Raw genomic sequence first — 26,136 nt, forward strand, 5'->3', positions numbered from 1 at the left:
TTTTATTTCCTTTCCAAATATATATTTGTAAGTAATATTATCCCATAATCTATTTATAAATTTGATTTTATTATAAATTTATTGAGAATAAAAAAAGTCCCAAACCAAATTAAACTGTCCTTGACAAAGGGTACATTTTAAATAGGTTTGAGATTTTTATAATAAATTTATAAGATATTTATCTAGCTTTGTACACTAATGCTTAATGTTCTTACTTATGAGTTCCATAAAAGTTTCAGGTGGAACGACTCTTACGCTTTTGTTTTCTTTTAGCATCTTCGTAACTTTCTCCACGTTACTTGTCTCTTTTGTCCATACATGAACATAAACAAAGGTGTATGCTTCTGGATCATGGATATTTGTTTGTCCTAAGCTGACCCTGTCATTTATCTTTTTTACTAGCTCTTCTTCGTCTTCAAGTGAATTCCAAAGTAGATCTCTGCAAGACACTAAAGGTTTATTATTAGACCATAAAATTTCTCCTTTATAATTATCGTGTCTATGATAGTCAAGATAAAATAAACCTTTGATATTTGATTTTTTAGTAAACTCATTCCAAAGCTCAATATCATGAAACGCAGAATCATCTATTATTGATACGCAATTTTCATTTACTCTTTCCATGTAATTATTTAATAAGTCAACATATGAACCTAACTTATTACGAGGAAATTTGCTTGGATATATGTATCCATTTCCTGATGGAGCTACTATGAAATTATTCCTTGGATCCTCATTGCTTATGCTTTTGTTATATAAATCAAATACAGTAGGACTTAAATAATATAATGCTGGAGTCATAGACCAACCTAAAGAAAGTTTGTCTCTATTTTCATAACCAAACCACTTAGGTGAACCATAATTAGTTCCAAGATTCCACTGCTGGTTGTCTCCATCTGACATTATAAAAGTAACATAGTGAACATTTTCTTCTTTAGGAACTTTTAATGAAGAGTTTTTATTAATATGAGGTTCTTTGAAAGCACTTAATGTAGTTAAATTATAGGACCAATCTGCTGCAACCATGCTTACACCATATTTTGAAGCCGTACTTACATTAATAAACTCATCTGGCCCCCAGCCCAAACATGTAGCGTTATCATCCACGGAAGAAAATATTTTATCTCTAAGAGCTGTTTTATCTACACTTCCTTCGTAAAATATTAAAGATTTAGTCATTATGGCATAGTCCCTTAATGCATCAATTCTATCAGGAGAAAGCTCCATTACCATGGAATGATTTAGTCCTTTATTCCACAAATTATCATAGGCCCAATTTTCATCTGTATTTCTGCAATCTCCTTTACTTTCTATGCCAAGTTCCTTTATTTTAGGTTCCAGCTTTTCATCAATAACTATAGCGTTTTTAAGGCCTGCTAAGGAACAAGCATTATTTATTGAAGGATCTTTAGTTTCACCATTATAAAGCACGTACCCTTTTATATAGTCTTTATATATTTTTATTAGCTCCCAAGGATCTGATATCATTTCATAAGGTACATTATGACTACTTTTTAAATCTTCCAACCATATTTTATAATCAGGCTGAGAAGAATTAAGTGTATATATTTGAAAAGAACAATGATTATTAACTAGCCCCTGAAGGCTAGTTATCATTGTTCTTTCACCAGGTGTCATAGAATCTAAAGAAATCGCATATAAAGATTTAGGCATTATATTATTTTTCATATAAACAGAATTTACATTTGATACCTGGATAGCATTAGATTTATCTGTTTCATCCATACTCGAAGCTTTACTATTCCACTCACTCCATTTAGTATCAAATGAGTCTCCGTTAGCTTTGCAGTAATCATAAAATTTATTTAAGAATCCCATTCTTTCGTTATTATAAAAAGACTTTAATGTAGTATCCTCAAAATTTGCTAATGCCAATTGTCTTTTAATTATGCCATCAGCATTGACATCTTTATAATTATTAATCATGTCGTACATTATCATGAAAGTAGATGTTCTTCCTATACCCTCTTTGCAATGAAAGTGAAGCCAAGAATCTTTTGGTTTATTTTTTATGAATTCCATAAAATAATCAACCATATCATCAGTAGGTATTCCACCATCTCTAACTGTTACTCTTTCATATCCTAAATTTTTTGATTTAGTAAGTTCTTCTTCGCTTTGAACTGTTTTAACATCCATGGTTTGTTTAGAGTTATTATAAAAAGTTATAGGTTCATTTAATTTGATACTTTTTAAATCCTCTTTTTCTTTAGCTATAACTTGATCTCTTGTAAGTCCTACATTAGCATTATTTCTTGCATCTGCCCAGCTAACTGCAAATCCATTTATGAATCCATGACATTCCTGTCTTAAATCTATTACTGTCATAGGCAGAGAAGTATCAATTGCCTTTGTTAAAAGATCTATATTATTCCCTGAAAATTGTTGACTGCCAGAAATATTCAGCTTATCTAACCCCTTAAGATCCAAATCTTTATTGTCCTTTACAACTGCTAAATCAGTAGTTTTTCGGAAGTGCTTTGGTAAAACATTATTATAATTAACTGAGTCTAAAATTAGATGTACTCCATTATCCTTATCCGACGGTACCTGCGCTATTGCATTGTTGTTCACTGCAAATGAGAAAATGCTGACTATCAGCATCGTTAAGATTGTAATCCTTTTAAAATTTTTATTCATATTGTTCCTCCTATTTTTAGATAATCATTAGTTATAATGATAGTATCCGATAGGAACATAATTTTTATTCAAAATAGTAATTTAAAATCATATAAATTCAAAATATCATATATTTCTTCTTGAACCTTAATCTATATTTTAATATTGTATTTACTTTATTTGTATTTATCTAGAATCAATACATTACAAAGTTTATTGTAATTTTATATACCTTTTATCCTTCCTCAAAACATAAGATATTAAATCTAAACCATTCATAGTTTAACATTAATAAGTGGAACTTTATGCCATGTTTAAGTATATCTATAAATTATAGACCTTTTATATAGATATCAAAATTTAAGACTAGATTTATGTGGTAACTTACCGAAACCATAAATATTTTGATTCAAAAAAGCTATGAAAATATCGTTGAAGATTCTAAGCAGCATGCAGTTTATGGTTTAGATTGATTAAATATAAGTTGACATTAGTGATAAATTTCAAGTGCTAAGTTAATAAAGTATAAGGAGGATAAGAACTAAAATGTGCACAGCAATAACACTACAATCTAAAAAGATGGAGAATTTTTTTGGCAGAACAATGGATTTTTCTTATGATATTGAGCCAGAACTTTATGTTGTACCTAAAAATTATGTATGGAATAATACTCTCAACATGAGTAAAATTTGCGATTACTATAGCTTTATAGGAATTGGACAAGAAGCAGGTGAAATGCTTGGTTTCTTTGATGGGGTAAATGAAAAAGGATTTGCGGCTGCAGCATTATATTTTGCAGGTTATGCTAAATACAAGACTCATAAAGATTCCATTACCAGGGAAGCTGTTTCCTCATTAGATTTTCTTCATTATATTTTAGGAAGATGTGAATCAGTAAAAGATCTTAAAGAAATATTAATGGAAATAGATATTGTAGGTCTTGAAGATCCAGTAACGCAAACAGTAGCTCCTTTGCATTGGATTGCTACAGATAAAAGTGGAGAATGTGTCGTCATTGAACAAACAGAAAGAGGTCTAACTTTATACAAAAATTCAATTGGAGTTATGGCCAATAGTCCTGATCTTCAGTGGCACATGACTAATTTACGAAATTACATGAATGTATCTCCAACTCAGACTAGTGATGCATGCTGGGGTAACATTCATTTAAGGCCATTTGGTCAGGCTGGAGGAACTATGCAGTTACCTGGAGGCTACACATCTCCAGAACGATTCGTAAGAACAGCATATCAAAAAACACATATTAAAGCACCTAGTGACAGTTTAGAAGCAATAAATACATGCTTTCATATTATGGAAAGTGTTTCTATTCCAAAAGGGATAGTAATAACAAATAGAGATACTTATGATTATACAAAATATACTGCCTTTGTTAATACAAATACTTGTGAATATTTCTTTAAAACTTATGATAATCCTAATATTAAAAGGGCCAGCCTTTGGGATAACTATAAAAAGAATACTGAGCTAATCTCTCTAGGAAAGTTAAGGCGTCCAATTAAATTTGAGAAAATATAGTATTGATTCTACCATTTAAAATATATAAGCTACACTTACGAATGACACAATATCCATAGGTTTGACCGTACTATAATTTTATGAAGAATAAAAAAGTTCACCATACAACAATGATGAACTTTTTTTAGTATCTATTATACTCTACTATTAATTTATTTTTACTACCTTTAAATCTACTTATATCTTAGTTGAACTATTTCTGATAAGAAAAGGTGTATCTATTTTTTTAATTCAATTACTATATCATCTAATGCAAATTCATTATTTTTAGGGTGATTCTCATCTATAGCAGGACTTGTATCAACAGCTTTTCCCTCTCCATTACCTGATTCTTGATGTACATTATTTGATAAATGCACTTTAGGAGTTATTATTAATTTAGTTGCATTTGGATTTAACTCCCCAAAACTTGACATGGATTTTCCGGCATATCTTCCTTCACTACCTTCATTTGTTGAAACACTTGTTGCTTTATAAACATTTCCTAAATCATCTTTTACTTCTTCTATAGGAATATCTACAATAAAGTATTTCTCCTGTAAATCCTTTGAAATTTCTTGAGAATAATTTAACGTAAATGTTGCTGACGTTTTAGAAATACTTTCTATATTTAATTGAACTCCATTTTTTTCAGTTGTCTTATTTACCATTTGTTTAACATTATCTAATGCTTTTAAATTAATTTTAAACTTCCAATTTCCATTTATTTCTTTAGAATTTTCGGAGCTCATATCGCCTATATCTGTGAAATTTAATTCAAAGTTTATAGCCTTTCTTTCTTCATCTATAGTAATAGTTTCTTCACCTACATAAGTATTCTCAGCGACTTTTTTTACTCCAGAACTTCCTCCTGTCCCACCATTATAATCTTTTATAGTAATCCTTGGTCCATTCATATTAAAAAATGGATTATCGCCTAAATCTTTATCACTTACTATTTCATAAGTATAAGTTAAGGTTTTTCCATCAAATATTGCTTCTTTTATTGTGACTTTAATACCATTACTTTCTTGTGTAGCCCCTACCACATCTGCATATTCCTTATATTTATCATATGCACCTGTTCTACCATTATCTATAAACCTAAATATATCTCCAACTATCGGAATTTCTGCTGCATAAGATGGATAGGCTACTCCCAAAGTTCCTGCACCTCCAATTAACAAACAACACAAAACTGCTATAGCTATTCCCTTATTTCTATATGACTTATCTTTATTTATAGACTTCTTTAAATACTTTTTTACCTTTGCTTTTTCAATATCAGTTGCATCTATTATCTCCATTTCATCTTCATCTATTTCTATATCATTTAGAATTTCATAAATATCTTTCATATTATACTACCTCCAAATTTAGTCTAAGTTTTTTCTTACCCCTATAAATTCTATTGTCTAACGCAGCTCTGGTAAGTCCAAACTTTCTAGCAATATCCTCAGACTTTTCCCCTAGAAAGAACTTCATAATAAATATGTCCCTATCCATAGGCTCAAGAGTGTTAATTAAGTTTATCAATTCATTTCTTTCTTCTAGCTTAATAATTTCTTCTTCCACTAATTCATTTGTGCTTATTTCCTCGTCCTCTATGCTTACATGCAAATTCTTAACTTCTTTCCTGTAATAATCAATAGCTTTAAATCTTGCTATCTTAAATATCCATTTCTTAAAATCAACTTCTTCACCTGTAAATTTATCTGAATTATTCCATACTGAAAGAAATACATCATTTATACACTCCTCAATAATTCCATCCTTGTTAAGTGGCGAAAGTACTTTATATACTGTGGATTTAACTAATGCCAGATATTTATCTACTATAAATTCTATGGCATCTTCTTTCCTCTTTTTCAGCCTACTGATATAATTTTTTTCGGTACACCTCATTGAAATTTCTCCAATCCATTATTTTCGTAAAAGCTCTTACACTTTATATAACGTAAATAAAAATGTTTTCTCTCATTTTATTTTTATTTGTTTTACATATTTCTATTTTATTACTATATAAAGATTTTCACATTCATTAAATTTATTAAACTCTTCGTGTTAAATCAAAGTAAGGACTCCTAGTAAAATGGTGATGCCTTCTCTGAATCTAAGAAATACTTTTTTACCTAATTGACTTTCCTTTAATATATAAATTCTAAATAACATCATTAATTTTTTATAAAATTATTTACTTTATAGTTCCTGGCAGTCCACTAAAACTCTGATGGATTAAACTTTTTAGAACGCCTATAGATCTACATAAAGTTTTCTTTGTGTCTTTACTTCAACTTTTTTATTATTTGCTGCTTAAAAAAATTTTAGGATATTTATATAACTCATGGAATTAATGCGTATATCATATACGAAAACAAAATGAAGGAGGTAAAAATATATGGCTGTAACTAAAACTATTGACTCTGTTTCTCTTAGTATTGAAGTTGAAAAAGGAGTAGATAAAACTGGCGATCCAATTTATACTAAGAGTGCGACTTGTTGCTATTTGAAAAGAATAGCCTAATTAAATGATTAAATTCATAAATTAGAACTGTTATTATGAGAAACCAAATGACGGAGTAACGTCCCGAAGGGTTTACACTGATACTCCGATTAGCGTTTTGCTAAGTAAATAGCAGAAGGTTAAAAGCTCGGTGAAGTCGGCTGAGAGCCATCGTAAGTAGAGAATTTCTTTCTACACGAAATGCAAACTAGAGGTAGTTGAGTGGTGATAGGTCGGGTGTCTATAAAATATCTATGGTTAGGATGCTACTAAAGTAGCTGACGAAGTTGGGAATGTACATGTCTAAAGTAGGAATATCTAGAAATGGATATAACACATATGTGTTGCAAGTGTGGATGAGTAAAAATTCTTGGTATGAAAATCCATATAGTATTACAGGTACTATCAAGCTTGCAGGCTTATACTAACGACCTAAGGATATATGCAAAGATAGTAATAACGGAACAAGGTAAGCTTGGAATATGGAGGTTTTACTGCCCATGAAGTAGTGATAAGGAAAAGAAGTTCTATAACTTATCTTAATCCAAGTGAAAGTGGTGGCATGAAGCTATAATAATTACAGCAATAGTAATTTATGCAATAGCCACTAGACAATTGTTATTTGATAATTAAATACTGAATAATTCAAGGTTCGAGTAAGACTAAGAGATGTTAATCTAAATTTGTATTTATACAAATGAGGAGGCAACAGACTTGGAGGAAAGCTTAAAATTAGAGAAACGACAGTTACTAAGAAATAATGAATATTACGCAATGCAAAATGAATTTGACAATTTGTATAAACAATCTTGCAATAATAAAAATTTCATTAATTTAATGAAACATATAACATCTGACAATAATATCTTACTAGCATATAGAAACATTAAAAAAAATAAAGGTTCAACAACAGTTGGAACCGATAATCTTAATATAAATTACTTTAAAAACATGGAAACAAAAAAGTTTATTGAACGTATCCAAAATAAATTCGATAATTATATTCCAAAAAGTGTGAGACGAGTTGAAATACCTAAACAAAATGGTAAAACCAGACCGCTAGGTATACCCTGTATTGAAGATAGAATTCTCCAACAATGTATTAAGCAAGTTTTAGAACCCATATGTGAAGCTAAATTTTATAAGCATAGTTATGGATTTAGACCTAATAGGTCAACAAAACATGCTATTGCTAGATGTATGCAAATAATGAATTTTAGTAACGCATATTATGTAGTAGATATCGATATAAAGGGATTCTTTGATAATGTCAATCATAGCAAACTAAAAAAACAGCTATGGAACATTGGCATACATGATAAAAACTTGATTTGTATAATTGGTAAAATACTAAAATCAGAAATACAAGGAATTGGAATACCAACAAAAGGAACACCACAAGGGGGTATAATTAGTCCTTTATTATCTAATATAGTTCTAAATGAATTGGACTGGTGGATTAGTTCTCAATGGGAAACATTTGAAACAAGATATAAATATACCCAACAATCACACAAATATAAAGCCATGAAAACAAGTAATTTAAAAGAAATACGTCTAGTTAGATATGCTGATGACTTTAAAATCTTTTGCAAAGATTTTAAAACTGCACAGAAGATTTATAATGCTACAAGATTGTGGTTAAAAGAAAGATTGGACTTAGATATAAGTCCTGACAAATCTAAAATAACAAATTTAAGAAAAACTATACAGAATTTCTAGGATTTAAACTTATGGTTAAGCCTAAAAGAAATAAATATGTTTGTCAAAGTCGAATGTGTGATAAATCTAAAAATAATGCCATTAATAAACTTAAAGACCAAATAAAGAAAATCCAAAAGCAAGAAAATAGTAATGAAGTATCAATCTTAAACTCAATGATACTAGGTATTCATAACTACTATAATATTGCTACCTATATAAGTAAAGATGTAAAGAAAATTAGTTTCTTAGTTACAGGAACCTTAGAAATGCGATTAAAGAATTGGATATCAAATAAACCTAAATTTTCTGAAACATATAAACGGTTATATGGAAATTATAATGGTAAGATACGTACTATTTATAACGTCACTATCTTCCCTATTTATGGTTGTAAGACCAGACCACCTAATAATTTTAATCAAAATATATGTAATTATACTGAAAGAGGTCGATTGTTAATTCATGACAGACTTAAAGGATATTATCATTTAATCAAATATCTTTTAAAATCTTCGAATTATACTGGAACTGCTGAACTCTGTGATAATATGCTATCTCTGATAGCAGGACAAAAAGGTAAATGTTACATAACAGGTCTAGACTTAGAAACTGATAATATGGAATGCCATCATAAGATACCGAAAAGTAATGGTGGAACAGATGAGTATAAAAATCTTGTTTGGCTATGCGCCGAAGCTCATGTTCTTGTACATTGCAATGAAAAATATACCATAACTAAATATCTAGGTTTATTGTCCTTGGACGAAAAAGGGTTAAAACGAGTCAATTCTTTAAGAAAGTTAGTAGGAAATTCAGTTATTTAATTAAAAAAGTATAAATTGTTGGAACGCCGTATGAGGTGAAAGTCTCATGTACGGTGTGAACCAGGGGAAAAGATGGAGATAACTTCAAATTCTTACCTATTGGTATAAACTTTCTCAGGCATCAAAACAGATGCAACACCAGAAAATATCTATGCTGTTGCTGATGCAATTAAAGCTGTTATGGAAGCTAATACTAGAGACTACTTTATAAATGAATCTTCTAGTTTAGCAAATTCTTAAGCAGATAAGTGAGAGTCCAAATCTATGATTTGGTTTCTCGAACTTAGTTAAATCATGTATATGATTTAACTTCCTTAGCTCTAATCTAAACAGAAAGGTGGTGAATTAAATGGAATATTCTTTATCTATGACTTTTTTAACTGCGGCTGGTGAAAAAAGTACTTTAAGTGTTTCTGGTGTTAAACCAAGTCTTACAAAAGACGAGATTAATGCACTTATGGATACTGTAATTGCTAAAAATGTTTTCAAAACTAATTCTGGTGATTTAGTTAAGAAATCTGGTGCTCAAGTTACTCAAAGACAAGTTACTAAATTTGATGTAGCTTAAGTCTTAAGTAATCTAAAAAAGGAAGCTTATCTCATAGTGGATAAGCTTCCTTTTTTATTATCTTCATTGTCTAATGATTCAATCATTCAAGTTAATACCTCATGAAAAACCATGCTTAAGATTTCTACGTCCCTCATGATTCAAATTTTGCCAAGATTCTATAAACGCCTCTTTCTCCGTTAACACTCATTTTTTACATTTTAAATAGTAAACTACTAATCTTGTCTTATCCCCTCTTCAGGTTTAATTTTTATTTTTAATATTTCAGAATATATTCTCATCACTTTCACATAATAAAATTAAGTTTATAATTCCATAATATTTTGATTTAGAAAGGTGAGTGATCTAATGAAAAAGTACCCACTGGCATTTTTATTTTTTTTAATATTAATCTTTCATATTTTTACAATCCCTGTTGGCGCTGAACCAAAAACCTTACACGAAGGATTTTATAAAGCTACAGATTTAAATTTATCCCACGGCATTCATACTGTACAAAATACTTCAACCAGTGATTATGCCTTTATTGCCATTTTCGATTCAAATCAAGTAACTAGGCAATATATGCGATTAGATCCTCAGTCAGACAAGTATATTTTAATACCTTTAGAATCTGAATTTGAAATAATTGTATCTAGTAAAGGTAGCATTATTATAAACTAGATAAAATGCTCAATTCATTTTCTTGTTATCTATAAAAATTTAGAGGTGATTATGTTTATGAAAAAATTTATTTATGCATTACTATTCTTCTTCTTTATTTCTTCTAATATTATAATTTCACCTTGTATGGCTGAAAGTAAAATTCTTAAGCGTGGTTTCTACAAAGTTGAAGATTTAAATTTATCTCTAGATGCTACACATACAGTTCAAAATAATTCTTTTAATGAGCGGATTTACATATTTATTTTAGATTCTACTGAAACTCCTGTTCAAGCTATTCGCATATGGCCTCAATCGCAAAAATTTAATTTATTTCCTCTCAAAGCTGGATATAAAATTATAATAACTGGCGATGGTGAACTAATCATATCATAAGAGATACTTTTATAGTGTCTCTTATGATACGGTTCTTTTAAAGTATCCTTCATTTCATTCCTCCAACATTTCCCGTAAATAAAATACTTCCCACAAATAAGTCCATCTCTAAACTCGAAAATTTCTTAATAGCTTATCTAGAATCTATATTTTTTAACAAACTTCATACCAACTCACTAATTATTATTTTTAGTTGTTTCTACAAAAACACCATCGTTAATTTCTAGTTCTTTTCTTATTTTTTTTAATAATATCCATAACTACTATCAGTAAATATGTTATTAAAGACAATATTAAATAAACTACTATAGCTGGAATTATGCTGCCCATTTTATACCATTGATTAATAGGTAGTATTATTGATAATGATAATAACAAAAATCCAATCAACATATTATTTATTGATTTGAAAGAAATAATAGTCTGAATGATAAACATTATTGGAAATAAAATATAAATTCCAATTAAAATCCACTTACTATATGGAAAATGAGAGTCTATGAATATAAACAAAAATGTTAATACACTCGGTAATATAGTTGAAAGTACTTTTTTCATAAATTATAACTCCTTTATTTAATACTATCCCATTTTCCATCTTTCATTTTTAAAGTTTTATTGCAAAACCTTGCAACAAGATTATCATGTGTAACAACTAATATTGTCTTATTATGTTTTTGGTTTAATTCTTGCAATATTTTCATGATTTTAATGCTATTTTCTTGATCTAATGCACCTGTTGGCTCATCAGCTAGTATAATTTCGCTTTCTTGAGTAAGTGCTCTAGCAATGGCAACTCTTTGCTGCTGCCCTCCTGATAATTGCCTAATACTTTTATTTTTTAAATTAAATATATCTAATTCATTTAAATACTTTATTGCTTTATTTACTCTTTCTTTTCGCGCAATCCCCCTGAATTTAAGAGGAAGCATTACATTTTCTAGTACACTAAGATCTTTTATCAATGCAAAATTTTGAAATATAAACGAAATCTTTTCATTTCTGATTTTAGATAACTGATTAAGCTTCTTAAAGTCTACTTGAAAATCGTCAATATAATATTCACCTTGGCTTGGGGTATCTATACATCCTAATATATTAAGCAATGTGCTTTTACCACAACCAGAAGGCCCCATAATAGCTATAATGTCACCTTTATCCACCTTTATGCTTATTCCATCTACAGCTATAACTTCGTTATCACCTTTTCCATAGGTTTTATATATATTTCTTAAATCTAATATACTCATTCTGTAAATCCTCCCATCATATCTTTCGGAGTCAACTTGTTTATTTCATTAAAGCTTATTAGCATAATTAAAATAATTGTTAATAATAATATCCCCATGGAAATATATAAATTGAATAATAAGTTTTCATTAATAAAAAATTCATAAACACTTCCACAGTTCTCTAAATAAAATAAGCTTCCTCCTATAATTCCAACAAGTATATTTATAAGAAATTCAGAAGAAAATGTTTTAAATATATCTTTTTTACTAATTCCAAAAGAATAAAGAATTCCAATCCTATCTACATCTTCGGCTATTTTATAATTAATTGTAGTAATTATTGATGCAGATGCAATAATAGTAATTATAATTATTCTAAATATTTCATAATACTTTTTTGATTTTATTTCTTCTAAGAATTTGTCTAAATCATCACCAAAATCTGAAATAACTATGTCATCCGAAATTTTTCTTATATTTGATTCTAATTCAGTTGAATTATTTTCTTTGTCACCATTGAAAAATATTGTTATAGGTTGATATCCAAAATTTTGAAAGAATGTTTCCTCACTTAGTGGAATAACAAATGACTTATTTAATAAAAATGAGCTATCTACACTATTTGTATAATCAAATGCTAATACATCCTTCTTAAATTGCCCTACAATTTTATAAGTTATATTATTAACTACATAGCTAGTACCAACCTTAACCTTTTTGGCCAAGTCATTTCCTACAATTACCGATATATAGTCCTCACTTCTAATCCATTCTTCTTTTGAAATTTGTTGAACTATATTATTTTGATAATGCTCTATCATTCCATAATTAAATCCAATTGGATGTATTAACTCATCCATTTCATCTTTTTTTGTAAAATCTGATTCTAAGTCTTTGGAATTTAATCCCAAAACATCAGTTGGAATATCCGTATACAAATCCCTTTGAATAAAACCATAAGTATAATTATTTTTTGATATCAACTTAAGACTTTCCTTTATATCATTTTTATAATCTTCAATATCTTTATTTTCTTTAAGGATCATTTTATAAAATGTCATGAACTTAGAATTATCTATGGAAATTGATCTATTATACCTATTTCTATATGACCTATCAAAGTTAATTAAAGAAACCAAAGACGCAGCATAAAATATCCATAAAGCTACTTCCAATATAATCAATACATTAACTATCAAGTTTCTTTTTATATCAAAAAAGATAAATTTGCTTTTCATACTACTTACCTTATTTCTTTCATTATTTTAAATCTAATTACATTAAACAACACTAGTATAGATACAATTATAGATATTATAAATATTAGCATTGAACTTAATATAATATTTGGAATGTTAACAGCTGAATATTGAGATGGGAAAGACTTCATCATAAAATCTATTGTAATTTTTGATAAAGCTAGTCCAGCAATAATTCCAATCGAAGATATTCTTATGAATTTTGCAAAAACCTCTTTAAATACATGAGAATTTTTAGCTCCCAATACTTTCATAATCGCAACTTTTTCACGTATATTTTTAGCAAAGAAATATGAAAATAAAAGTAAATTTGCTATACCAAGTATTATTTGATATAAACTATTTTTAAGTTCGTAAACATTTTTGAATAAATACTCTATAACCGAAATTCTCGAAATCTCTTTTTCAGAAGCATTAATATTTTTCAAGTTAATTTCTTTGATGTCTATATTACCTATATTATTCTCATAAAAAATAACATTAGGAACCTTAGTGTTTATAAAATATAGAGATCTTATAGGAATTATACTGCTATATTTAAATACTTCAGTATTTCCAAGAACCCCAACAACTTTATAATCCTCATTAAATATTTTTATATAACGTTCTCCATTTTTCTCTTCAACTAATCTTTCTAAACCAAAACCTATAATAGCAACTTTTTCATCACTCATTAACTCTTCTTGACTTAAGTATCTTCCTTTAATTAAATTTCTACTTTCTATGTCAATCCCATTAGAGCAAGGCCATATATCATTAATATAAAACTTATTATCAACTTGTATTTGATCTTCAAATGGCTTTAAAATAATTTTCTTATATCCTGCCTCTTGAACAGCATCTACTATTTCTGATAAGCTTGGATTTTCTTTATCCTCATCTTTATTTACAACTTCAGCTCCATCAACATATTTAGTCTCATGTACTATATCTATTTTTAGATACTTATAATCTTTATTAAATCGGTTTTGTTCTGTAACTCTATTATAATTTGAATATACAATACTTACTGTTAAACTAAATGCAAAAGTTGACACTAAAAAACCAATTATTAAAAATAGCTCTATCTTAGTATATTTATTCATATATTACTCCACATGAATATTAGTAACGCACTGATCTTTACTAATATTCTTATCTAAATTTTGATTTTAAACTAGCCTACCTTCACGTAAATACGCTTTTTTCTAAACCTATGAGTTTGAGATATAACTCATCTTCCATACGTTTTGTGATGAGGCAGTGTATGTCCACTTTCCTAGCATCGTGGAGTTCTTGCGGCCCCTCTAGCATAGACATGATTATCACTACCTGAAATTGTATTTACGTCTAATGTTTTACATATATCTATTTTAACATATATAACATTATTGCTAAGATTTATTTTTTCTTATTCTATATTTCTATTGCCTCTAGACAAATGTACTTCTACTTCAATTTGGGCATTCGAATCCATCCAACAAGTTTTATCATTTACCTTACCTACAAATGATAAAGTAACAGAAATTAATATAGAATAAATTGTACATACAAAAATAAACGGTAGTTGGATTTCTCATTTCTAACTACCGCTTTTTTACTTTTATGAATCTTTCATGAGCTAATATTCAATAATGTTATTTAATTTAATGACATAATTAATTTGAAAAATGACTTTAAAGAGATGTTAACCCTTCCTCTAATTTGATAAGATTAGTTGCAATTTTTATTCCATATAATAATATTGCTTTTCTTAACTTGTATTGTTCTTTCTTCATATTATTATTTTCAGTATAGCTTAAACATTATATAATGTTATTGTCATATAGAAAGTCACTATCGTTCATTATCTCCTCATAATTACCATCTCTAATAATTGCATGATTACTTGAAAAAACAATTGCTCTTTTAAATACCCCTTTCACATATTCAAAGTCATGGGTAGAACATAAAATAGTTTTTCCTGCATTATTTATAGCTATCATGAATTCTTTTAAAAATCTCTTAGTTTTAGGATCAAGTCCATTCATTGGTTCATCAAATATATAAACGTCTGGATTTAAAACTACTACGGTAGCTATAGAAACTTTTTTCTTTTCTCCACCGCTCAAATGATATGGCTGTCTATCTCTTAATTCTTCAATTTTCAATAATTTTAAAGTGTCTTCTACCCTTTTTCTAACTTCTTCTTCATCCATCCCCATCTGTCTTGGCCCAAATGCGATTTCATCATATACATTTGAACAAAATAGCTGTACATCTGAATTTTGAAAAACAAAACCTACTTTTTTATGAAAAGCCTTTGAGAACTCTTCATTTTGCATTTTTTTATTATTAATTTCTTCACCTTCAAATAAATAGCTTCCACTATCAGCAATTATTAATCCATTAATTAATTTCATTAATGTAGACTTCCCACTTCCATTTACACCTATTAAAGCAATGGCTTCACCTGCATCAATATGTAGGTTTACATTTTTTAGTGCGGTAACTTCAGCATCATATGAATAATTCGCATCTTTTATATCAATCATTAAATCACAACCTATCAAAATAAAAATATGTTAACACAAAAATTATGGTAAGAATAAAACAAACATAATCAACTAGCTTAAATTTAAATTTCGTATATACTTTATATGTTCCTGTAAATCCTCTAGATTCCATTGCTCCATACATCTCTTCTGCCATCTCTTTAGACTTTATAAACATAGTTCCTACGACTCCGGAAAGTGCAGTGCTTTTATGATTGTTTTTACCTACTGATCTTAATTTAAGAGCATAAACCATATTTAATGAAAATTCGCCTAAAATTATAATATATTTTATAGTAATATCAAGTACCAAAATAAATATATCTGGTATTCTAAATATTTTTAAAGTAATTATTAATTCATTCCATTGGGTAGTGCAAGTTAATATACTGACAGAAGCAACTGAAACTAATACTTTTAATGTGATCATTAAAGTATTATTACTATACCCTAAAAAAATAGCTGGTAACAAAATAATAAACGTAAAAATTGCCGCCGCCATACTTGCTTTGACAACATATTTTATTTCTTTTATACTTAAAAGATTTATTAGCACAAGCATAAACACAGTTGTAATCACAATAAAGTGAAAATTTCTGCTTAAGGAAACAAAAATAATTAGTATGAGCGTTGATATTAATTTAGTTAATGGGTTAATTCCAAATTTAGAGTTTCTTATTTTAGTTTGCTGCCTAAACATAGCAAGCACATTAAATATTGACAGAATGCTCTTATCTATAAAAGAATTCTTGTCTTTTAGCGGTGTATAATTGTCTTTCTTTAAAAGCCATTCTGGCATTAATAACTTCCTTTCTTATAACGTATATTAGGCACATTTAAAAGAGAACCCAAATATAAAATTTGGACTCTCACTTTTGTTTCACTACATATTGCTGAATTGATGGAGCACATATAAGTTAAACTAAGATTCAGATTTAAATCACCTCACCTGAATCAAGTTTCACTTTATACTTTTGTTGTCTTTTTCATACTTGCTATTATTCTAAATACTAACAATAGTATTGCAACACCTGCAACTGCAGATAAAATATATCCAAAATTATCTGGAAGCCCTGAAACGGAATAATCTGGCATTAAGGCATTAAAGCTAAATCCATTTTCCATGCCTTTAGGTATAAATCCTAACGTATTACCACCTGTTACTACAGAACTTATTTCATCAGTTCCCCATTCTCCCCAAGCTGTACCTGTAGCTAATAACCCTAATGGTGAGAGGCATATTAGCGCTATTATTAATCCATATACAGGCTTTGATTTTGTAGTAGCTCCCTCATAAATAATTCCTGGTGAAACTTTTTTTATAAAGCTTAATACGCCAACAGTTATAATTCCTTCTAATACTCCTGCAACTACAAGATGTGGAATAAGCATTGAAGGTATAGTAATTGATAAAGGATAAGGACAATATAGCGGTATACCTGCTGCATCTTTAAAAAGTAATGGCTGTACTCCGAATTCTATTGCTGCACATAAAGCGGCCAAATTTATTCCAATATACGATGCAATAAATGTCCCAATATATTCTCCTTTCTCTGTCTTAAATTTCTCTTTTAAAAACTTATAAATATAATAGCCTACAAATGGTATGACGAATGCCATATTAAAGCAGTTGGCTCCAAAGGCTAAAATACCTCCATCACCAAATAGTAATGCTTGAATCAAAAGTGCTATCGTCACTGAAATACATGCCGCCTCAGGGCCTAAAAGAATAGCAATTAATGTTCCTCCTACAGCATGTCCAGTGGTTCCACCTGGTAACGGAACATTGAACATCATTGTTAAAAATGATAGTGATGCCCCCACTCCCATAAGCGGCAATTTCTTTTTAGTTACCTCTTTTTTTACTTTTGTTACAGCTCTTGTCCAAACTGGAATCATTGCCGCACCCATAACTGCACAGGTAGCTGGACTTAGATAATTGTCTGGAATATGCATTTTAATTCCTCCTTTAAAGCATGTGAAGATAATTACACTTGTTATTTCCTCAATATGCCCAATTTTTAATAAAAACAAAACCACAAAAACTGATTACAAATAAAGCAATCAACCTTCGTGGTTATTAATAATCCAAATTAATCTATTAATTTATATATGTTGCAATTCACAATGCACATTTTACAACTACAGCTAAAATTCTTTTAATATTTTTAAAATTATGCTGAAGAATTATTTTTGCAATATATATTGTATGAAAACTGTATACCCTCGTAGTATACAATTTTATGATACTATACAATTCCAAAATTGTAAATATTAAATTACCCTTGAATTCTTGTTTTTATTTTTTCTTCAATATATGTAACAAATGAATTTAATCCTTGTCCAGTTCTTGATGATATTCTAAAGGTGACTGCCAATGGATTTAATTCTTTAACATTTTCTTCTACTTTATTGTCATCAAAGTCAAAGTATTCCATCATATCATACTTACTTAATACAACTGCATCAGCTTTAGAAAATAGTAATGGATATTTTTCAACCTTATCATCCCCTTCTGGAATACTTAAAACAGCAATTTTAAAATCTTCACCAAGTTCAAACTCAGCAGGACAGACAAGATTACCAATATTCTCAATAAAAATCAAATCAATTTCATCTAAATCAAAGTATCCTAAGATATTATAAATTGCTTTTGATTCTATATGGCACTCTCCTTCTGTATTAAGCTGAATGACAGAAATTCCAAGTGAATCAATTTTTTCAGCATCTACTTGTCCCGCAATATCGCCTTCAACTACAGCAATATTAAATTTATCCTTTAATTGTTTTATTAGCTCTATAATCAAACTTGTTTTGCCTGTCCCTGGTGAACCCATCACATTTACTAAATATACATTTTTTCTTCTTAAAATTTCTTTAATATCATTGTTGAAATTTTTGTTTAATTCTAGCAGCTGTTTTACAACTTTAATTTTCATCCATTCACCTCATATCTGCAATTTTTTAATAACTTTGTTATTTTGTGCTTCCAATAATAATATAAAATCTCTTCTCTTTATTCTATAATAATATATGTTAAGAACAAAATCACAGATTAATTTCAGTCAATTTAAAATTATATAGTATTTTTATGAAATATGTGACCACCAATCACTTAATATTATTAAAAAGCACTTGACTTGTAGTTAACTCAAAGGTATAGAATAATATCATAAACTATAAATAAAAATCTTATTTATAGTTTAGCACTAGTTTATTTATACATTAACTACTTTTATTAAATTATATCTCTTAATCATAGCGAAAGGAATGATCATTAATATGAAAATTGCAGTAATAGATGCACAAGGGGCAGGCCTTGGTCAAAACATCATAAAGAGGATTCGTAAAGAAATAGATAATGATGTTTATATTATTGCACTTGGTACCAACTCATTTGCTACCTCAAAGATGGTACAAGCTGGTGCAAATGTTGGTATAAGCGGTGAAAGGGCGATCAGTTCATTTTGCAAGACAACTAAAATAGACGGTATAATAGGACCAATCGGAATAATCTGTAGTGGAGGTATAAACGGAGAAATTACTACTATGATTTCCAATGCAATATTTAATATGGATTGTACTAAATATATACTCCCATTACAAAAACATGGCATTTATATTCCTGGAACTAGAAATCTACAAATTAAAGATATAATTGAAGAAATTGTACTTGATATAAAAAATAATATAGAAAAATTCTAATCTAGTATTAATAGATTAAGATTAATTTATTAACACGCCTATAATTAATATCCAATAAATATATTCTTGCTTTTATATCATTAAACTATATTTTCACCAAATAAATGGAATAATCCTTTTAGTATTCTTCTTATACTCTTTATAATGTGTCCTGAAGTTATTTTCTAATATCTTTTCTTCAATCTTAATTCTATATCTATAAATGACAGCAATAATTGTTATAGTTACAATTATGCTTCTGAGAGCTAATGCTATTCCAATTAAAGATAGTATACTTCCGCTATATGCAGGGTGCCTAATGTATCTATATGGACCTGTTTGAATTATTTTTTGGTCTAAATCCACTTGCACTGATACGGTGAAAGATCTTTCAAGTGTCAATACTGAATACAACCTCAATATAATTCCAACAATGATAACTGCACAGCCTATCCAAAACATTATTTCAGGTAATATCATTAAATAACTTTTTCTACAAAAAAGATTCAAAAATATTATAGTTATAGTACCAATTACTAGTACTAAGCAATATCCCCTATTCCTTTTTTCTTATTCAAGTCCTTTCTGTTTATAATGAAGTATGACTGAAAACAAATAGACAGTATATTGACTATATTGGAATAATATGCTATTGTAACTTTAGACAGTATATTGTCCAACTAAGGAGGAGATATTTTATGGATAACTATAAAGCGCTTTTTTTGATACAACAAATATACGCAACTCTGTTTTCTCTTACTAATAAAATTCAAATTAAAGGCGATGAATATTGTGAGCCTTTAACTAGCAGACAGCTTATGGCAATGGTTGCTATTATTCATTTACCTGAAAATGAAACAACTCTAAATAATATTGCTAAAAAATTAGGTACAACAAAACAGAGTGTAAAACAATTGATTACTAATTTAGAGAACAAAGGATATGTCCTTACTGTGCCAAGCCAATATGATAAACGTGCAGTTAATGTAAAGATTACTAAAGCTGGAACAGATGCCATGATGATAGGTGCCGAAAAATCGATGGAGTTCTTTGGGATGCTTTCTAAAGGCTTTTCCATTGAAGAAATGGAAATCTTATGGACGTTATTAAAGAAATTATATAGATTTGATGGCGAAGAACAAGACGGTTTTGAAGAAGAAGCTGAATTTGACATGGGTGAAGATACACTTGAAATACAAAAGAGAGCATTAAATGAATTTGATAGAGCGAGAAATGAAGGAAAATAAAAAATAAATAAAGGCGGTACAATATTATGAATGATATTCTATCTAATAACTCTCAAGATCTTAATGACTTTTTATCTGAGTATATGAATAAGTGGAAAATTCCTGGAATGGCTGTAGGTATTATTAAAGATGATGAAATAATATATTGCAATGGGTTAGGACTGCGCGATGTCAACAAAAATTTAAATGTAACAAAAGACACTTTATTTGCTATAGGTTCTGCAAGTAAATCTTTTACCTCACTATCAATAGGTATATTAGTGGATGAAGGTAAGCTAGATCTTGATACTCCTATAAAAAAATACATGCCTAGTTTTGAAATGCAAAATAAATATGCTGAAGAACATCTTACATTAAGAGACATGCTTTGTCATCGTTCTGGATTACCTAGACATGATATTTTATGGTATACAAATCCTTCTTTAAGCAGAAAAGAATTGGTAGATAAAATTAAATACTTAGAATTTAGTAAAGATTTCAGAGAAACATGGCAATATAATAATTTGATGTATGCCACAGCTGGCTACCTTGTTGAACTAGTTACAGGAATGACCTGGGAAGAATTCGTGAAATTAAGAATTCTTGAGCCTCTTGGTATGAACAGCACAAATTTCTCAGTAGAAGCTTTAAAAGAGTATTCTGATTACAGTAAGCCATATGCGCAAAAAGGCGAGGAAATTAATCAAATAGACTTTAGAAAACTAGATTCTGTTGCTCCTGCTGGTTCTATGAATTCAAGTTTGACTGATATGTTAAAATGGCTTAGCCTTCATTTAAATAAAGGTAAAGTAAACGGAAAACAGATTATATCTGAAAGAACTATAAGTGAGTTACATTCACCTCAACTCCCTTGTGAGCTAATCCCTTTAAAGTTTGATGAATTACAATTTTCATCTTATGCCTTAGGTTGGTTTGTTGAAGCCTATAGAGGAAGAAAACATGTTAACCACGGTGGAAATATAGATGGATTTTGCTCCTATACAAGCTTTCTTCCAGACGAGAATATTGGCGTAGTTATTCTTACTAATTTAAATAATCCTGTTTGTGCAATGCCTATAGCATACCATATATATGACAAGCTTTTAGGATATGACCATAGTGATTTTTGTGAAAAACTAGAGGATGAAGCTGCAAAGATGATGAAAGCAATGGAAGCTGCTACTAAACCTACAATAAACTCCAAAAAAGATAACTCAACTCCATCTCACTCCCTTGAAGAGTATACTGGCATATATGAAAATCCAGCATATGGTTCTTTACAAATCGAAGTAAAAGATAATAGCTTAAAATTAATTTATAATAATATAGACTACACGCTTAATCATAAATGCTATGACATTTTTACCATGACAATAATGGAATATTACTTGGTTGATGTGACCTTTAATTATGATAGCACAGGAAATATTAAAAGTGTTTCAATACCTTTTGAGGAGACTGTAAAAGAAATTTTGTTCATAAAATGTAAATAATAATAATAATATATATTGCAAAAATAATTCTTCATCATAATTCTAAAAATATTGTAAGAATTTTAGCTGTAATTGTGAATTGTGCATTGCAACACATATAATAATACAGAATTGCATTTATAGATCTTCTTTATTTGCAATTCTCTTTTATAAGTTCAGTACATTCTTCTACAGCCTTCTACAGCAATAATATCTGCTCTAAAATCTACTAAAAAAACATTGTGAAACTCTATTTTTTAGCAGTGAAATTTTCAACCTACAGATGCTATTATTGATTAACAAATACTGATCATGCGTTTTTAATATTTACAAAACTCTAATTATCCCTAATACTAGACCAACGCAAAAACCACAAATAGCACCATTTATCCTTATCCACTGCAAGTCATCGCCTACACGCTCTTCAATCAATTTTATAAGAGTTTCTGTATCTAATCTTTCAATATTATCTCTAACTAATCTGCCTATATTTTCATGATTGGAATTTATGTAACCTGATACACGTTCCTGTATCTGCTGCTCTAATTTATTTATCAAATTAACATCTTCTGATATACTGTCAATTAAATTATTTAGCATTGGGAGTATATTATTTCTTATGTAATCTTCTTTAACATAACCCAATATTATATTTTTTAATTCATCTAATATTTTTATTGTAAAGTTATTTAGTTCAACATTACTGCCTAATTTCATTTTATACTCATCTATTTTTTGTATAACTTCTTCATTGTTACTTATGTTTCTTATATTGCTCTGCATTAATTCAAGCAGTGTAATTCTACTGGTATTATCATGTTTTTTTAAATCTTTTAATATTACAACGACTAAATCTTGAGCTATTTTTCCTACTTTATCTTTTCCTAAAACATTTAAGATTGTATTTAATGAATATTGCATTATTCCACTTATCTTTAGTTTATTTATAGAATTGAATACTATATTTCCTAGTTCATTTTTCACTTTTTCTTGCTTTACTATATCTTCAAGCTTAATAAGTAAATTATCTAAAATTTTCTCTTCATAATTATTTCTTAAGAATATGCTAATTAATTTTTCAAGAAAGTATTTAGAATCTAATTTATTCAAATATTTTTGAATTAGTTTAAGCAAAGATGAAGAAACTTTTTCTATAGGAATATGCTCTATAGCACGTTTAATAATATACATTCCTGCTTCTATTCCTTGCTTAGAACATATAATTTTTTTGCATATATTTAATATTTTTTTTACTACTTCTAATTCATGTACTTTATTTATAATACTTGATTTATTGAGCAAGTTGTTTTCAACTATTGATACTAAACCGTCTGTTATTCTTTTACGATTCCTAGGCAGAAGTGCAGTATGTGGAATTGGAATTCCTAAGGGATACCGAAAAAGTGCTACTACTGCAAACCAATCTGAAAATCCACCTACCACTCCAGCTTCAAATCCACTTTGCAATATAGTTATTATAGGTGTATTTTGTGGAAACAAAGTAATTATAAAACCTATAAACATAATGACTAATAAAATTAAGGCTCTTTGATTAGTTTTCATTTTCATATTATAGCCTCCTATATTGTCAGTATGTAAACATATTGTAAAATTTATACTAGACTGAGGCATAATAAAAAAATTAATTTGCAAATTTAAAGTCTGGATCTAATTTATCTAATTTTATATTCCAATTTGAAGATTTATAAATATTATAATCAGAAGTTATTGCCATGCAAGAAACACCTTGCAAACTGTCTATAAATTTCAGGCCATTATCTACACCTGCTATGAAAACAGTTTTGGTTAAAATATCAGCAAGCATATTGCTATCAGGAATACTGCTGTCTACAACTATAGTGACACTTATTACACCATTATCTGTTGGATATCCTGTGCTTGGGTTTAATATATGATGATACCTCTTACCATCCTTTATAAAATATCTTTCATAATCCCCAGAAGTAGAAAGTGCTTGTTCTGATAAATTAATTATACCTACATAATCTTGATCGCTGTCTTTTCTAGGATGCTTAACGCCAACATTCCATGGTGTTCCATCTGGCTTTTGACCAACTGTATATATAGAACTACCTCCAAGGCTTATGATACCGCCTTTAATATCGTACTTTTTATAAATTTTTAACACTTCATCTGCAGCAAATCCTTTAGCTATTCCACCTAAATCTATTGCCATACCTTCTTTTAGTAACTTAATACTATTATTCTCTTCATTTATACTGATATCATTATATCCAACTAGCGGTAGTTTTGATTTAATCTCTTCATCTGTAGGTATTCTTTCGTTATCAGTTCCTATTCCCCAAAGATTTACAAGTGGGCCTACAGTTATGTCAAATACACCATTACTCAATTTAGAATACTTAACTGCGGTTTCAAGCATTTTAACAATCTCAGGATGTACTTGTACATATTCTTTACCTGAAGCTTGATTAATTTTACTTATATCACTGCTATCTATAGTCACACTTGCCATTTGCTCAATCTCATCTAATCTTGAAAGAGATTCTTCTATAGCTTCATTAGCTTTTGGACCATATGCTTTTAGCTGAAAAACTGTATCCATTTTCAATGCTGTTTTAGTAATAATCTCCTGATTCTTTGAACACCCTGAAAAAATAAGAATACATAGTATGCATGTCATTAACATAGATATTTTTTTAATCACTTTAATCGCCCTCGTAATTCATTTTAATAAATTTATTAACCTATCAAACATTTTACATCATTTTAGAGTGATTTTATAGAATTTTTTCCAATAAAGTAATATTTTTATTTAGCATTTTATAGATATCAACTCTAAAACTAAATTTATGTGGTAACTTACCGAAATCATAAATATTTTGATTCCGAAAAGCTATGAAAATATCGCTGAAGGTTCTAAGCGGCAGGTTGTATCCCCTTTAGCATGCTCCAACTTTCAGTTTGACAAGCTAAAGGGGAACAACCTACTGCTAAGAACCTTTAACAGCTCATTTTCAAATGTTTTCTCCACAAATATATTTATGATTTCTAGTAAAGATACGAACTCAAAGTTTTAGAAAACTTGTAAATATGTTCATCTAATAAATCTAATTCTTGATTTGTTTATCGATATAGATAAACCAATTATAAGTTAGATTTGTACTATGAAATATATCCCAACTAGAAATAAGAATTATGCTTTTGTGAAATGTTTCATTAGGAATTTGATGGCTCTGATTCCTAGATTATAAGTTGTTTCAAGTATGCTAGTTCAAAGCTTGCCTTTGATGCTAGCATCTTGAGTGCAACTTGTAATCTTGGGATCATCCATCATAATTCCTTAGAAACTGGAACAACAGCATAATCCTTATTTCGGCGAGTTATATGCATAAGTTCAGGGCTTAGTCCCCCTTAGTTATTTAAGTGGTTTATTGCTAAAACTTACTATGAATAGTATAATCTTTTTATGTCAAATACTTTAATTATAATAAATGCAAACTATAGTCTGCATTTAAGTAATAAGGGAATGGAGTGAAATTCTTCAACTACCCCAGTAACCGTGAAACTGACGAAATCAAAGACACAATTAAAAACTAACAAGTCCAATCTGTTATTTTTTGATTGTGTCTAAAGTGCCACTGAGAAATTGGGAAGGCTTGAAATTAGGATGAAGTTAAGTCGGGATACCTTGTTTTATACACCGATAATATCCTCTGAGGGTGGGATATTAGGCACATGAAAATAAATTTCAAGTACAACGCCACCATGAATATTTTTCACCAGATAAGAGAGTAAATTGATCTCATAGCAGGTCTATTAGGTCAGTCTACTTCCGAAGGATAGTTGAAAATAAGCTGGTAAATGAACTTGTTATTTTTTGAATGTGACTTAAGTAATCATGCGTTTTATGAAAATAAGACTTTTAAGTTTTATTCTGATTTTTATAGGCATGTTTATTATGCTTCTATGC

Annotated in this window: 25 protein-coding genes, 1 pseudogene and 1 riboswitch; of the genes and pseudogenes, 12 read left to right on the forward strand and 14 right to left on the reverse strand. The window is 28.9% G+C overall.

From position 1 onward, the window contains the following. Positions 1–195 precede the first annotated feature (195 nt). A complete protein-coding gene (locus KEC93_RS18560; RefSeq protein WP_077869952.1) occupies positions 196–2,661 on the reverse strand; it encodes a GxGYxYP domain-containing protein in 2,466 nt (821 codons plus the stop codon). A 525-nt stretch (positions 2,662–3,186) separates the two neighbouring features. Between KEC93_RS18560 and KEC93_RS18565 the strand changes: the two genes are divergently transcribed. Further along, complete coding sequence (locus KEC93_RS18565) at positions 3,187–4,179, forward strand: bile salt hydrolase (protein WP_077869951.1); 993 nt, start codon at positions 3,187–3,189, stop codon at positions 4,177–4,179. A 218-nt stretch (positions 4,180–4,397) separates the two neighbouring features. Here the strand turns inward: KEC93_RS18565 and KEC93_RS18570 are convergent, their stop codons facing one another. Beyond that, positions 4,398–5,516 (reverse strand): DUF4179 domain-containing protein, encoded by a 1,119-nt coding sequence (locus KEC93_RS18570; RefSeq protein WP_077869950.1) that lies wholly within the window; start codon positions 5,514–5,516, stop codon positions 4,398–4,400. 1 nt (position 5,517) lies between these two features. Further along, the gene (locus KEC93_RS18575) at positions 5,518–6,063 is read right to left on the reverse strand and encodes a sigma-70 family RNA polymerase sigma factor (protein WP_023974567.1); all 546 of its coding nucleotides are present in this window, start codon (positions 6,061–6,063) and stop codon (positions 5,518–5,520) included. Positions 6,064–6,556: 493 nt separating this feature from the next. On the opposite strand from KEC93_RS18575, the gene KEC93_RS18580 reads away from it, so the two are divergent. From KEC93_RS18580 to KEC93_RS18605, 8 genes and pseudogenes are all read left to right on the forward strand, one after another. Next, positions 6,557–6,682 (forward strand): DUF1659 domain-containing protein, encoded by a 126-nt coding sequence (locus KEC93_RS18580; protein ID WP_077869949.1) that lies wholly within the window; start codon positions 6,557–6,559, stop codon positions 6,680–6,682. A gap of 278 nt (positions 6,683–6,960) precedes the next feature. Further along, on the forward strand, positions 6,961–7,089 hold the full coding sequence (locus KEC93_RS26770; RefSeq protein ID WP_274597745.1) for a hypothetical protein: 129 nt from the start codon (positions 6,961–6,963) through the stop codon (positions 7,087–7,089). A gap of 286 nt (positions 7,090–7,375) precedes the next feature. Continuing rightward, positions 7,376–8,383 carry a reverse transcriptase domain-containing protein gene (locus KEC93_RS26955; protein WP_474259555.1) on the forward strand — a complete coding sequence of 336 codons (1,008 nt, stop codon included), beginning with the start codon at positions 7,376–7,378 and terminating at the stop codon, positions 8,381–8,383. An 11-nt stretch (positions 8,384–8,394) separates the two neighbouring features. Next, the gene (locus tag KEC93_RS26960; RefSeq protein WP_474259556.1) at positions 8,395–9,189 is read left to right on the forward strand and encodes an HNH endonuclease; all 795 of its coding nucleotides are present in this window, start codon (positions 8,395–8,397) and stop codon (positions 9,187–9,189) included. 108 nt (positions 9,190–9,297) lie between these two features. Beyond that, positions 9,298–9,429 (forward strand): annotated as a pseudogene (locus KEC93_RS18590) (DUF1659 domain-containing protein); the annotation flags it as partial. 109 nt (positions 9,430–9,538) lie between these two features. After that, positions 9,539–9,757 carry a DUF2922 domain-containing protein gene (locus KEC93_RS18595; RefSeq protein ID WP_023974569.1) on the forward strand — a complete coding sequence of 73 codons (219 nt, stop codon included), beginning with the start codon at positions 9,539–9,541 and terminating at the stop codon, positions 9,755–9,757. Positions 9,758–10,105: 348 nt separating this feature from the next. Beyond that, the gene (locus tag KEC93_RS18600; protein ID WP_023974570.1) at positions 10,106–10,420 is read left to right on the forward strand and encodes a hypothetical protein; all 315 of its coding nucleotides are present in this window, start codon (positions 10,106–10,108) and stop codon (positions 10,418–10,420) included. A gap of 57 nt (positions 10,421–10,477) precedes the next feature. Continuing rightward, positions 10,478–10,795 carry a hypothetical protein gene (locus KEC93_RS18605; protein ID WP_023974571.1) on the forward strand — a complete coding sequence of 106 codons (318 nt, stop codon included), beginning with the start codon at positions 10,478–10,480 and terminating at the stop codon, positions 10,793–10,795. Positions 10,796–11,011: 216 nt separating this feature from the next. On the opposite strand, the gene KEC93_RS18610 is transcribed toward KEC93_RS18605, so the two are convergent. The 8 genes from KEC93_RS18610 to hypB all read right to left on the reverse strand — a co-directional run bounded on the left by KEC93_RS18610 (position 11,012) and on the right by hypB (position 18,738). Next, positions 11,012–11,353, reverse strand: coding sequence for a hypothetical protein (locus tag KEC93_RS18610; RefSeq protein ID WP_077868796.1), 342 nt, complete (start codon positions 11,351–11,353; stop codon positions 11,012–11,014). 14 nt (positions 11,354–11,367) lie between these two features. Further along, a complete protein-coding gene (locus KEC93_RS18615; RefSeq protein ID WP_077868795.1) occupies positions 11,368–12,045 on the reverse strand; it encodes an ABC transporter ATP-binding protein in 678 nt (225 codons plus the stop codon). Further along, positions 12,042–13,265: an FtsX-like permease family protein gene (locus KEC93_RS18620; RefSeq protein WP_077868794.1), complete on the reverse strand. Its 1,224-nt coding sequence runs from the start codon at positions 13,263–13,265 to the stop codon at positions 12,042–12,044. The genes KEC93_RS18615 and KEC93_RS18620 overlap by 4 nt, the downstream gene beginning before the upstream one ends. A 5-nt stretch (positions 13,266–13,270) precedes the next feature. Then, positions 13,271–14,371: an ABC transporter permease gene (locus tag KEC93_RS18625; RefSeq protein WP_077868793.1), complete on the reverse strand. Its 1,101-nt coding sequence runs from the start codon at positions 14,369–14,371 to the stop codon at positions 13,271–13,273. A gap of 699 nt (positions 14,372–15,070) precedes the next feature. Then, complete coding sequence (locus KEC93_RS18630; protein WP_077868792.1) at positions 15,071–15,799, reverse strand: energy-coupling factor ABC transporter ATP-binding protein; 729 nt, start codon at positions 15,797–15,799, stop codon at positions 15,071–15,073. A gap of 4 nt (positions 15,800–15,803) precedes the next feature. Further along, positions 15,804–16,598: an energy-coupling factor transporter transmembrane component T gene (locus KEC93_RS18635; RefSeq protein WP_077856776.1), complete on the reverse strand. Its 795-nt coding sequence runs from the start codon at positions 16,596–16,598 to the stop codon at positions 15,804–15,806. Between the two features lie 167 nt (positions 16,599–16,765). Beyond that, entirely contained in the window at positions 16,766–17,755 is a 990-nt protein-coding gene (cbiM, locus tag KEC93_RS18640) for a cobalt transporter CbiM (RefSeq protein WP_077856777.1), read from the reverse strand. A 323-nt stretch (positions 17,756–18,078) separates the two neighbouring features. Continuing rightward, entirely contained in the window at positions 18,079–18,738 is a 660-nt protein-coding gene (hypB, locus tag KEC93_RS18645; RefSeq protein WP_077868791.1) for a hydrogenase nickel incorporation protein HypB, read from the reverse strand. A 343-nt stretch (positions 18,739–19,081) separates the two neighbouring features. On the opposite strand from hypB, the gene KEC93_RS18650 reads away from it, so the two are divergent. Continuing rightward, a complete protein-coding gene (locus tag KEC93_RS18650) occupies positions 19,082–19,504 on the forward strand; it encodes a DUF3842 family protein (RefSeq protein ID WP_077840974.1) in 423 nt (140 codons plus the stop codon). A 93-nt stretch (positions 19,505–19,597) separates the two neighbouring features. Here the strand turns inward: KEC93_RS18650 and KEC93_RS18655 are convergent, their stop codons facing one another. Then, positions 19,598–19,993, reverse strand: coding sequence for a methyltransferase family protein (locus KEC93_RS18655; protein WP_168982553.1), 396 nt, complete (start codon positions 19,991–19,993; stop codon positions 19,598–19,600). 188 nt (positions 19,994–20,181) lie between these two features. Here KEC93_RS18655 and KEC93_RS18660 point away from each other — a divergent pair, with 188 nt between their 5' ends. Both KEC93_RS18660 and KEC93_RS18665 read left to right on the forward strand, forming a co-directional pair. Then, the gene (locus KEC93_RS18660) at positions 20,182–20,730 is read left to right on the forward strand and encodes a MarR family winged helix-turn-helix transcriptional regulator (RefSeq protein ID WP_077868789.1); all 549 of its coding nucleotides are present in this window, start codon (positions 20,182–20,184) and stop codon (positions 20,728–20,730) included. A gap of 26 nt (positions 20,731–20,756) precedes the next feature. Next, the gene (locus KEC93_RS18665) at positions 20,757–22,202 is read left to right on the forward strand and encodes a serine hydrolase (RefSeq protein ID WP_077868788.1); all 1,446 of its coding nucleotides are present in this window, start codon (positions 20,757–20,759) and stop codon (positions 22,200–22,202) included. A 306-nt stretch (positions 22,203–22,508) separates the two neighbouring features. On the opposite strand, the gene KEC93_RS18670 is transcribed toward KEC93_RS18665, so the two are convergent. After that, positions 22,509–23,750: a DUF445 domain-containing protein gene (locus tag KEC93_RS18670; protein ID WP_238892878.1), complete on the reverse strand. Its 1,242-nt coding sequence runs from the start codon at positions 23,748–23,750 to the stop codon at positions 22,509–22,511. 73 nt (positions 23,751–23,823) lie between these two features. Continuing rightward, on the reverse strand, positions 23,824–24,870 hold the full coding sequence (locus tag KEC93_RS18675) for an FAD:protein FMN transferase (RefSeq protein ID WP_077868787.1): 1,047 nt from the start codon (positions 24,868–24,870) through the stop codon (positions 23,824–23,826). Positions 24,871–25,651: 781 nt separating this feature from the next. Then, positions 25,652–25,868: riboswitch (cobalamin riboswitch) on the forward strand. Positions 25,869–26,136: the final 268 nt, after the last annotated feature.

Origin of the sequence: Clostridium beijerinckii (genome assembly GCF_018223745.1) — a bacterium.
Classification (GTDB): Bacteria; Bacillota; Clostridia; order Clostridiales; family Clostridiaceae; genus Clostridium; species Clostridium beijerinckii.